Source organism: Coleofasciculus sp. H7-1 (genome assembly GCF_057473865.1).
Map to the genome: position 1 here is coordinate 85,526 of NZ_JBYCCT010000065.1, position 10,165 is coordinate 95,690.

The 10,165-nt window shown below is 49.5% G+C and carries 8 protein-coding genes; 5 read left to right on the forward strand and 3 right to left on the reverse strand.

Annotation, left to right across the window (positions count from 1 at the left end):
- Positions 1–111: 111 nt before the first annotated feature.
- The 3 genes from AC2VDX_RS16555 to AC2VDX_RS16565 form a co-directional block, all read right to left on the reverse strand.
- Positions 112–591 (reverse strand): hypothetical protein, encoded by a 480-nt coding sequence (locus AC2VDX_RS16555; RefSeq protein WP_378184094.1) that lies wholly within the window; start codon positions 589–591, stop codon positions 112–114.
- Positions 592–599: 8 nt separating this feature from the next.
- On the reverse strand, positions 600–2,819 hold the full coding sequence (locus AC2VDX_RS16560; RefSeq protein WP_378184092.1) for an SPFH domain-containing protein: 2,220 nt from the start codon (positions 2,817–2,819) through the stop codon (positions 600–602).
- Between the two features lie 274 nt (positions 2,820–3,093).
- Positions 3,094–3,798 carry a DUF1449 domain-containing protein gene (locus tag AC2VDX_RS16565; protein ID WP_378184090.1) on the reverse strand — a complete coding sequence of 235 codons (705 nt, stop codon included), beginning with the start codon at positions 3,796–3,798 and terminating at the stop codon, positions 3,094–3,096.
- Between the two features lie 72 nt (positions 3,799–3,870).
- Here AC2VDX_RS16565 and AC2VDX_RS16570 point away from each other — a divergent pair, with 72 nt between their 5' ends.
- The 5 genes from AC2VDX_RS16570 to AC2VDX_RS16590 all read left to right on the forward strand — a co-directional run bounded on the left by AC2VDX_RS16570 (position 3,871) and on the right by AC2VDX_RS16590 (position 9,855).
- A complete protein-coding gene (locus tag AC2VDX_RS16570) occupies positions 3,871–4,002 on the forward strand; it encodes a hypothetical protein (RefSeq protein ID WP_378184088.1) in 132 nt (43 codons plus the stop codon).
- A gap of 642 nt (positions 4,003–4,644) precedes the next feature.
- On the forward strand, positions 4,645–4,884 hold the full coding sequence (locus AC2VDX_RS16575) for a hypothetical protein (RefSeq protein ID WP_378184086.1): 240 nt from the start codon (positions 4,645–4,647) through the stop codon (positions 4,882–4,884).
- Positions 4,885–4,987: 103 nt separating this feature from the next.
- Positions 4,988–7,447 (forward strand): endonuclease MutS2, encoded by a 2,460-nt coding sequence (locus tag AC2VDX_RS16580; RefSeq protein ID WP_378184084.1) that lies wholly within the window; start codon positions 4,988–4,990, stop codon positions 7,445–7,447.
- 144 nt (positions 7,448–7,591) lie between these two features.
- Positions 7,592–8,182 carry a DUF3038 domain-containing protein gene (locus AC2VDX_RS16585; protein WP_378184082.1) on the forward strand — a complete coding sequence of 197 codons (591 nt, stop codon included), beginning with the start codon at positions 7,592–7,594 and terminating at the stop codon, positions 8,180–8,182.
- A gap of 41 nt (positions 8,183–8,223) precedes the next feature.
- The gene (locus AC2VDX_RS16590; protein ID WP_378184080.1) at positions 8,224–9,855 is read left to right on the forward strand and encodes a DUF4335 domain-containing protein; all 1,632 of its coding nucleotides are present in this window, start codon (positions 8,224–8,226) and stop codon (positions 9,853–9,855) included.
- Positions 9,856–10,165 lie beyond the last annotated feature (310 nt).

Genomic DNA, 10,165 nt, shown 5'->3' on the forward strand with positions numbered 1-10,165 from the left:
AAACTGGTTGAATCGATTTTACATTGAGTTGACATAGCGCGATCGCATTCCTCTCATCAACAGCGCGAACTGACAAGTCAGCCCTTCGCTATCGCATTCTCAAAAATGCGCTCAACACCGATTATTTTGCACAAAGTTCACATCATTAATGCGCCGCAGTATTTTGTCATTTTTGCCGAGTACCCGCATTTGGCAAGAATGATTAGCGCCTGGTGATATTAGGACAAAAACACCGTTAGTGGCTTCGTCGCGCAGAATCTTCCCGTTATCAAAGGTTATTTCGACAGCAGCGACTTCTGGTGAGAGTACCTTACCGTAAGTGAGGGCGTAAGTCTCACCTTTATCGTTCGAGTAGTTGCTACCTCCATACCACACCAGCTCCTCTGGCGGTAACGGTGGGCGATCCAGAAAGAATTCAGCGCTGCCATTCCCAATCTGTTCCCAGCCACTTCCTTTACGTACAAGGACACTGTGACCCAATATCTGCGGCGCAGATGGCGCTATAGAACCCCACCCCCAACCCCTCCCCGCTTGCGGGGAGGGGAGCCGGAGCCGCAGGCGAGGACGGGGTGGGGTTCCGGCTCTACTCAACCGACAATCTAATTTCCGCTGTTTTTGCGATCGTCTTTTCCAGTTTCTAAACTCCCTAGCGGCTTGGATGGCGGTGGGGGAGGCGTTGGCATTGTTACCAGCGTTTGGACTGATGGCTCTTTTTTAGGAGGTGTCTGGGGAATGCTAGGCGTTGGTTTTTGGGAGGAATCGCCTGTTATCACCTCGGTGGGAATACTGCCGTTGTTGCTACGAACCAGATTACTAACTTGACCAATTAATGAGCCTAATTTGCCATCTTCTAGCAAGGTGTTAATTAAAGCTAAGCCGCTGGTAGAAAGTAACATTTTGTTGATGTCACCGGCACCGTTGCCGTTGCTGCCATTTGCACCGGGGAAGGAGTAAATTCGGGCATCGCCGATCACTCCTGGTTGAGGTGCCAGTGCCTTGACAATTTCTGGTAGTTTATCTGCGAGATCGGGCCAAATTGTGGTGATAATCTTGGCAGTGAGGTTAGCGTCGCTGATAGTATTTTGGGCGGCAATTTGGGCTTGAATACCTTCAGCTTCGGCTAAAGCTTTGTCGCGGTTGGCATCTGCTAGAGTGCGAATTGCTTCGGCTTCAAGTTCCGCTGCTTGTTGGGCAATTTCTGCTTGCCTTCTGCGCCGGAAAGCGTCAATTTCTACGACGTTGCGATCGCTAATACTCTTCTCTTGGGCTTCTCGTTCGGCGGCAATAATTGAAAGCTGTTTGTCCCGTTCGGCTTTTTCAACTGAACTGGCGGTTGTCACAGATGATTCTGCCTTCGCTTGTTGTGCCTCGGCGACAAAGCTTTCGCGTTTTTTGTTAGCAACTGCGATCGCTACCTCTTCTTGGGCAATTCTTGACAGTTTTTCTGACTCCGCTACCTGCACTTGCGCTTGTAGGCGAGAAGATTCTACTGTCTGCTGACGGATAATTTCCGCCATTTCTGCTTCTTGTTTTTGCAGTGTTTGCGCCACCTTGAATTGTTTATTGCGTTCTTCTAGGGAAATATTTGCCTCAATTTGACCTTGTTCCACCGCCAGTTTTTTCTTTATCTCTCCCTCTTGGATGATGCGCTGACGGGTAATTTCCGCCATTTCTGCTTCTTGTTTTTGCAGTGCTTGCGCCACCTTGAGTTGTTTATTGCGTTCCTCTAGGGAAATATCTGCCTCAATTTGGCTTTGTTGCACTCCCAATTTCTTGCGAATTTCTTCTTCTTCAACGGATTTAAGCTGTAAAATCTTGGTACGCTGTACCGTGGCTGCTTCTGTGTCTTTCGATTCTTGAATCTCCCGCTCTTTTTGAGCTTTCAGTGCTTCTACTTGCAGTTGTTGCTCTAGTTTAGCGGTTTGTTTCTCTTGCTCAATTTGGAGCGATCGCTTTTGGGCATCCAGTTCTTTCTGTTCAATGGTAACTTGAGTGGTTAATTCAACTTCTCGTTTTTGCTGAATCGAGCGTTGAATCGTTTCAGTCCGCAGTCGCACGCCTTGAGCATCGAAGAAGTTATTCGTGTCGTAGGTATCGCTTTCTTCTATTTCCGAAATGGCAATATTGTTCAGCGTCAAACCTACTTTCTTCAAATCTTGCTGAACTAAATTTAAAACAGCATCAGCAAACCCAATCTTATCCGAATCAATCTCGGCTAAACTCTTATTTTTCGCCGCTGCCCGAATCGCATCATCTGCGCGTTTTTCCAGAGCATCTTTAATATCTTCCGGCGTAATTTTCCCGGCCCTGGACAGTCTAGCCGCCGCCGTTAAAACATCTTGTTCGTCGGCATTGATGCAGACATAGAATGTCACCCGCATATTTGCTCGGAGGTAATCTTGGGTACGAACTGCCAACTTCCCGGTGCGCTCAACATCAATAGAAATTTCCCGCAAAGGTACGCGGGTAAGCTGATGGAATCCAGGTAAAACAACGCAACCGCCATAGAGAATGACAGATTTACTTTTAATGAAAACGCCGCCCGTTCTCACAAAAGCTTCGTTGTTGGGTGTAACAACATAAACTCGCGTATACGCCCAAATGCTTAATAGCAGTAATACAACTAAAGCACCAATAATTCCTGGGAAGACAATCCCACTTCCCAGTTGGGCAATCGCTGGTTGTATTGGGGCTGGCAGTGTTTGAGCGATTAAAGTAGACTCATTTTTGGGTAAATTTGTCTCGGTTTGCCATTGTTTCTGCGATTCAGATGTGGTGGCAATCGGTAATGATTGGATGAAGGTAAGCCAAAATAGCATAATTTTGAAGAAGTTGGTTGTTAGTTGTTAGTTTCTCTAGCGATTGGAAGTTGCGGATATACAGATGAAATCTACCTAGGCAACTTGAACTTCTAAAGTCGGCGTTAGCGTAGCGTGCGCGTAAACGCACAGGTGGACTTTGTTTGGATAGCGGTGTATTTTATTCTTCAGGAATTACGCAAATAGCACCACATCTGAGGGCAACCACAAGGGATTGCCCCGACAAAACGCTATATGTATAAGCTTTGCGTAAGTCCTGTTCTTCTGGGATTTCTTACTTGATTTTGTGTGCATTTTCTAGCCAATGTTCTTGATCGAGACTATCTTTGGCGACGACTAAATAGTGGTGTTCCAAACGTTCAATGACTAAGACTTTTTCATTGCGACGCGGGAGAACAGTTGCCCAATCAGGTAAAGTGGCGCTGATGGTGACAAGATTTCGCGCTGAATCGATGACATCTACCTGACCAATTTTGCCTCTGTGTTTATGGGGAATAAAGGCAGAACTTACGGTGCCGAAGCAACCAATTAAGCGATCGCTACTGGCATCTTCCCCAAAGGCGGCAAAGATTTTTCCCAGTGGTCGAGCAATCAACCCCCCCAGAAACAGGCTGATAGCCATTGAACCTAATAACACCACTCCCCCTAATCCAAAAAAACGGTAGGGGATGCCACCTGTGAGGCTGCCAACCCAGACATTGAGCATCCAGCCGATGACACCCCAGAGGCTAAAGTCAGTTCCTAATAATAGGATTAGCGGCGCTTTGCCAATGCCTAGCCATCCCAGGATTTCCAAGGAGTCGAAGTCACCATCTGCATCGGTGTCTACGTCTATAACATCTATGTCGGTATCTATGTCAGCATCTATGTCAGCATCTATGTCGGAGTCTCCCCCACCGGAAACAATCACCAATAGGAATAATAGGACTCCCATCCCTAGAAACATCCAGTAGGGTAGGTTGGCTGAATTAAACAGCATGAATGCCTAGTGTCCTTAATTGAGTTGAGTTGAAAATTTTAGCGTTTCAAGACTTACGGAGGAAGGTGCTTAATGGAGAAGTTTGTCTTTGAGCTTCATCGATTAATTAAGCTGACTGCACTTCGATCGTCTCAGAGCGGTCTCGGCGATTCGGCTCACTCTTTGGCTCAGTTGTTGGCTCAGTTGTTGGCTCAGTCCGCCTGAAGCTAAAACTCTAAATTTCACCAAATGTGGGTCGTAATCAGCCCAATATGGTTCACTAAGAATAGTTGTAGGTTGGGTTGAACGATAGTGAAACCCAACATAAGTTATTGGTGTTGGGTTTCGTGCCTCAACCCAACCTACGCAGGTTTTGGATTGTTAGCTTTAAGCGAACCGTATTGATGACAACCCTTGATCAAACGGCTTTCTTAAAGTTGTACATTGAGTGAACTGAGATAAAACATCACCAGTTGTAGGTTGGGTTGAACGATAGTGAAACCCAACATAAGTTATTGGTGTTGGGTTTCGTGCCTCAACCCAACCTACGCAGGTTTTGGATTGTTAGCTTTAAGCGAACCGTATTGATGACAAGTCTTGATCAAACGGCTTTCTTAAAGTTGCACATCGCGTGAACTGAGATAAAACATCACCAGCGTAGCCACAATTCCGGAAAAACCGGAAAAACGATAACTTTTTTTAATTTTTATTCTTTATAAAGAGAATTTTATCGTTTAAATTTAATTATTTCATAAATAGCATCCTTCTAAAGGCAGACTTTAAGAGCAATAAACTTCAGTAATGGGATAGAGGTAGGACGCTAAAGCCTGTTTTAGGTTGAAACAATTATCTTCATCAGGAACGCAAATGTCTGCATCTACGAACCAGTCAGCTCTGGCTTGCTATTTCACAGTGTTGCAAATGCCTTTGAGGCAGCGCGACTTGCAAGCACTTACTGAAATATTTGATGATTTTGACACAGACGAGCTAATGCAGTTGGATGCGATCGCTCCTTTAGAGTCAATAGGATTTCTGGAGCCTTGGGAGGAAACCGCGTGGGTGACGCTTACCCAAAGCCAGTATGAGTTGGAAGGTGCCCCAGCGTAAGGAAAGCGGCGAGTTGCGTATGTTTGTTCTCGCGCTGTCAGTTAATCAGAGCTTAAAATTAATATAGATAAGCACTTGAATATTTAGATATAGCTTTTAAGCTTTGATTCAATCTGAGACCTTAGAATTACTCGAATGGCCCCGCCTGTGCCAGCATTTGTCTACTTTTGCTGCCACTAAGTTGGGCGCTCTAGCTGCCAATCATCTGCAAATTCCAGCTACTCAGTCAGAGAGCCTGCAACTCATCGCCCAAACTCAGGAAGTTTACCAGTTGGAGAATCGTCTTTCTCCGGGGTTGACTTTTGAAGGAATTCAGGATATAGGAGATTCTCTGGAGCGAGCGGAACTTCAGGGAATTTTAGCGGGGGAAGAGTTGCTGGCGATCGCCACCACCCTGGCTGGAGTCAGGCGTTTGCGGCGCATGATTGACGATCAAGAAGACGTGCCGGTGCTGAAAGCGCTGGTTGCCGATATCCGCACCTATCCAGAATTAGAGCAGGAAATTAACCACTGTATCGATGAAAGGGGAGACGTAGCAGATAGGGCGAGTGCCAAGCTGGGCGGAATTCGCATCCAACTGCGGCAGCTGCGCGATCGCATTTATCAGACATTGCAGGGGATTTTGCAGCGCCAAGCCAATGCAGTGCAGGAACAGACGATCAAACAGCGGGGCGATCGCTTCGTGATTCCCGTCAAAGCACCGCAAAAAGACGCCATTCCCGGCATCGTCCACGACACTTCCAGTAGCGGCGCGACGCTATTTATCGAACCGAACGCGATCGTGCAATTGGGCAATCAATTGCGGCAGTTGCGGCGTCAAGAACAAGTGGAAGAAGAAGCCATCCGCCAAGTGTTGACGGCACAAGTAGCAGCCGTGAAGCCAGATTTAGAGCAGTTGTTGGCAGTGGCGACAACTTTGGATTTGGCAACCGCTAGGTCACGATACAGCTATTGGTTAGAAGCGAATCCTCCCAGATTTATCGAACGCACCCCCCCAGAAAAGCCGGGGAACCGGGAAGATGAGGAGTCTGGAGAATCCCCAGCCAAAAATCCCCAATCCAAAATCGAAAATTCCATCACCCTGCGCCAGTTGCGCCATCCTTTATTGGTATGGCAGCAGCGACACGAAAACGGGGGTGCAGTCGTGCCCGTAGATTTACTGATTCAGCCAGAGATTCGGGTCGTAACAATTACTGGACCGAATACCGGCGGCAAAACCGTCACCCTAAAAACCCTGGGATTAGCCGCACTGATGGCAAAAGTGGGGTTATTTGTCCCGGCGCGGGAGCCGGTAGAATTGCCTTGGTTTGATTTAGTGCTGGCAGATATTGGCGACGAACAATCTTTAGAGCAGAGTTTATCGACTTTTTCGGGGCATATTCGTCGCATCAGCCGAATTTCTGAGGGAATGACGCCAAATACGCTAGTTTTGCTGGATGAAGTGGGAGCGGGAACCGATCCGGCAGAAGGGAGTGCTTTAGCGATCGCTCTCCTCCAGTATCTAGCAGACCATGCCAATCTAAGCATTGCCACCACCCACTTCGGCGAACTCAAAGCGCTCAAATATGAAGACGAACGGTTTGAAAATGCCTCGGTGGAATTTGACGATCGCACCCTCAGCCCCACTTATCGACTGTTGTGGGGAATTCCCGGACGTTCCAACGCCCTGACGATTGCGCGACGCTTGGGATTGAAGGCGGAAATTGTCGAACAAGCTCAAACTTATGTGGGAGGTGCTTCAGAAGACATCAACCAAGTGATTGCCGGACTGGAAGCACAACGCCGCAATCAAGAAACTAAAGCAGCTGAAGCTAGTCAGTTGTTGCAGCAAGCGGAGCGTTTTTATCAGGAGGTGTCGAGAAAAGCTGCCGCTTTGCAGGAACGGGAACAGCAGCTCAAGCTTTCCCAGGAACGCGCTGTACAGGAAGCCTTGATTCAAGCCAAAGGAGAAATCGCTCAAGTGATTCGGCGGTTACAGCAAGGCTCAGCCACTGCTCAAGATGCTCAAGGTGCAACCAACGCCTTGAATGAAATTGCCGAACGTCATCTTTTGCCCTCGCCGCCACCCAAACCAAAGCCGGGATTTAGCCCAAAAATGGGCGATCGCGTCCGCATTCCTCGCTTGGGACAAACCGCCGAAGTGCTGAGCAATCCAGACGAAGCTGGTCAGATGAGCGTGCGATTTGGGTTAATGAAAATGACCGTCTCCCTTGAAGATATCGAATCTTTGGACGGTCAGAAACCCGAACCCATCACTAAAGCCAAACCGACGGCTACTCCAAAAGAGCAACCCGCACCCTCCAAACCGCAACCCACAATTCGCACCTCCAAAAATACCGTCGATATTCGGGGGAGTCGAGTGCCTGATGCCGAGATGGCATTAGAAAAAGCGATCGCTCAAGCGATGGATGCGGGTTGTTTGTGGATTATCCACGGCAAGGGAACCGGACGACTGCGAGAAGGTGTCCACGAATTCTTGAAACAGCATCCTCTAATCGAGCGTTTTGAATTAGCTGGCACTCCAGAAGGTGGCACGGGTGTCACAATCGCCTATATTAAGTAGCGAATTACTAATAGCTAATTGTTTAAAAACAGTTAGCCATTCGCCATCAGCCGACGACAGGAAACTTACTCAAAACCGCGATAGTCTGGTTTCAAGACTCGTAACGGCGAAGTTATCACCAGTTGCGTCACCTAAGCTAAAAATATGCCCTCCATCGTGAAGACACCAACGACGCCAACCCCCCACTGGGAGGATTTACCCCTTGCTTCCGCGCCAGATCCAGTACAGTTGGACAATATCAAAGCCCAACTGGATTTAATTTTATTGGCTCTTGAAGCATTGGCAGGCATCGGTTCCGACGCGATACTTCAAGCCGCAGCTCAATTGAATTTAGAGTCAATGGTGGCAGATCGGGTGGCTTTGTGGCGACTGCGCCAGTCTAACCCCATGCGGAAGAGTTCGGGAGGGCGGAAAAAGTTAGATGTGGAGGAAGCGCGATCGCTTGTTTTAATCATCTGTCACCTTGCCAGACAGCAGCAAGAGCTAATCCGCCGTGCCGTTGCCTTGCTCGAACAGCTAGCCGAGCAAAACCGGGAACCCCACGAAGCTTCTTTACTGGGAGATTATCTTGATGCCTTCAGCAACACTTACCAGGAACGCATGGAGGAAGAAGAAAATGTATCGTCCGACGCTTTGAGCCACTTGGCTTTGAAACTTCTCATCGATCTCCTGTTCTACAGTAGCCCCAATGGTCATCGGCGTCTCTGGTTAGCACTTTTGGATCGCGCCCGCTAGCAATTCACACTTAGCAATTAGCAATCCTTTCAATTAGCAAAATGGTTTTGCGACGCTATACACCCCCCACCTGCACGTTGGAAATCCAGGCGAAAGACTCGCCCCTGTCTCGCTGGGCAGGACAACCCGTGCTGAAGCATCTACGATTTGAGCTAAGCTTTGACGATCCGCGACAGCCAGAAGATCGACGAGTATCGATTCGCGGAAATCGCGCTCAATTAGAAAGCCTTTGCGAAGCCGTTAGCACCTACGTGCAGGACTTCCTTCAGCAATCCCCTCGACCGCAGCCGGTGGCGCATCAAATGCCCGTAGGCGAGCCGATGGTCGCTGCTGCTGCCCCCGCCCAAGCGGCAACCATTCTTTCCCCGCCCGAATCCCCCCATTTTCAAACCTTTGTCCCCTATATACAACCGAGGGGACTTTTGTCCCACGACCTATTTTTGGGGCATTTGGCGACTGAAGAAACGGGGTCAGTCGTGACGCTGAGTGCGCTGCAACTATTCGACTTAGCCACGGCTTTGGATGAATACAACGCTGAATTAGTGGCATTGCCTCCCCTCAACCGCACCCAGTGGTTGAAAAATCCGCCCCTCTGGACTCGGACGGCAGCCATCTTTCTGTTGGGGGTGGGTATAACAGCCGCCACGCTCAAGCTGCTGAACCAGCCTAGTCCCACTGTCATCTCCTCTGCACCGGCACCCACTGCATCACCCAGCACCCCGGCACAAGTGCCCGGTTCCACCGAGGTGTTGCCAGTTCCGACAACGACGCCTACGGCGGGAGTGCCGACGCCTCCTCCTTTGTCCTCCGTGTCGCCGACGCCGACTGGGTCTCCTTCGTCCATTTTGTTATCTCCGGCCCCTGTAGGCACGCCGACACCTTTCAATGCCAAAAGCCCAGGGGTCGTCGTTGTGCCTCGGAATCCCCCTGGAAATTCCAGCCCCATTTTCACCAATCTGCCCCCCATTCAACAACGTTCTGCCCCAGAGGGAAGAGCCATTTTCCAGCCCCCTCCTCCCAGTAATTTTCCTCCCATCCCCAAACCCCCGGCTGAACAGCCAAAACAGGCTATCCGCAATAATCTCCCGTTCGATCCGATCCCCAGTAGCGGCGGGGTGACAGCGCCCCGAATCGGGCAACCGGCTCCTGGTGACAGCGCCTCAAGTTCTCAAGGCACAAACCAGTCTGCATCCCCCAATGCCGGGGGCATTCCTCCCGCGCCTCCCCCGCTTCCCAATCTGCCGTCGCTTGCCAGCCTTCCGGCTGAAAGCTCGGCTGCAAATAACAGCGAACCTAGTCCCGGTACGACTCGCGGCAGCGTTGCCCCACCGGCGGGGAAACGCGATCGCGCCCAAACCAGTAGCGATCGCGCCCAGGAAGACCGGCTATTTGACACGATTCCCCAAGTTGCACAAGTGCGGAACTATTTCCAACAGCAATGGAAACCACCCGCCGGTCTGACACAATCGCTGCAATACTATCTCCGGCTCAATCCGGATGGCTCCATCGAGCGCATTCGACCGCTTGGAGAAGCGTCAGTCAAGTATATTGACCGTACTGGGATGCCAGTACCGGGGAAACCGTTTGTTTCTCCCATCGAAGGCGATCGCAATGCCCACATCCGGGTAGTTCTTGGCTCCGATGGCAAAGTGGAAACCTTTCTGGAACCTTAAGCGGGTTGTCGATCGAGAAAAAGAGAATTCTTCAGAAACCGGGTTTTTTAAAACCCGGTTTTTTTGTTTTCCCAGCAAATTAATCTAGCAATTCTCGATGAGATGCCCTAGGGTTTGACCCCACCCCTGCCCTATACACTGGAACACCTCTCCCCAAACCCCTCCAAGTGAAAACCGCTCTATCGGGACTTAAACGAAAATCAAAAGGAAAAGAAAGTATAATGCTTGCAGAGTAAACAGTTCACGTCGAGGTTTCTCCCGATGAAACAGACAACTCCCGCCGCCATGCCCCCTTGCTTTGATAGATGGT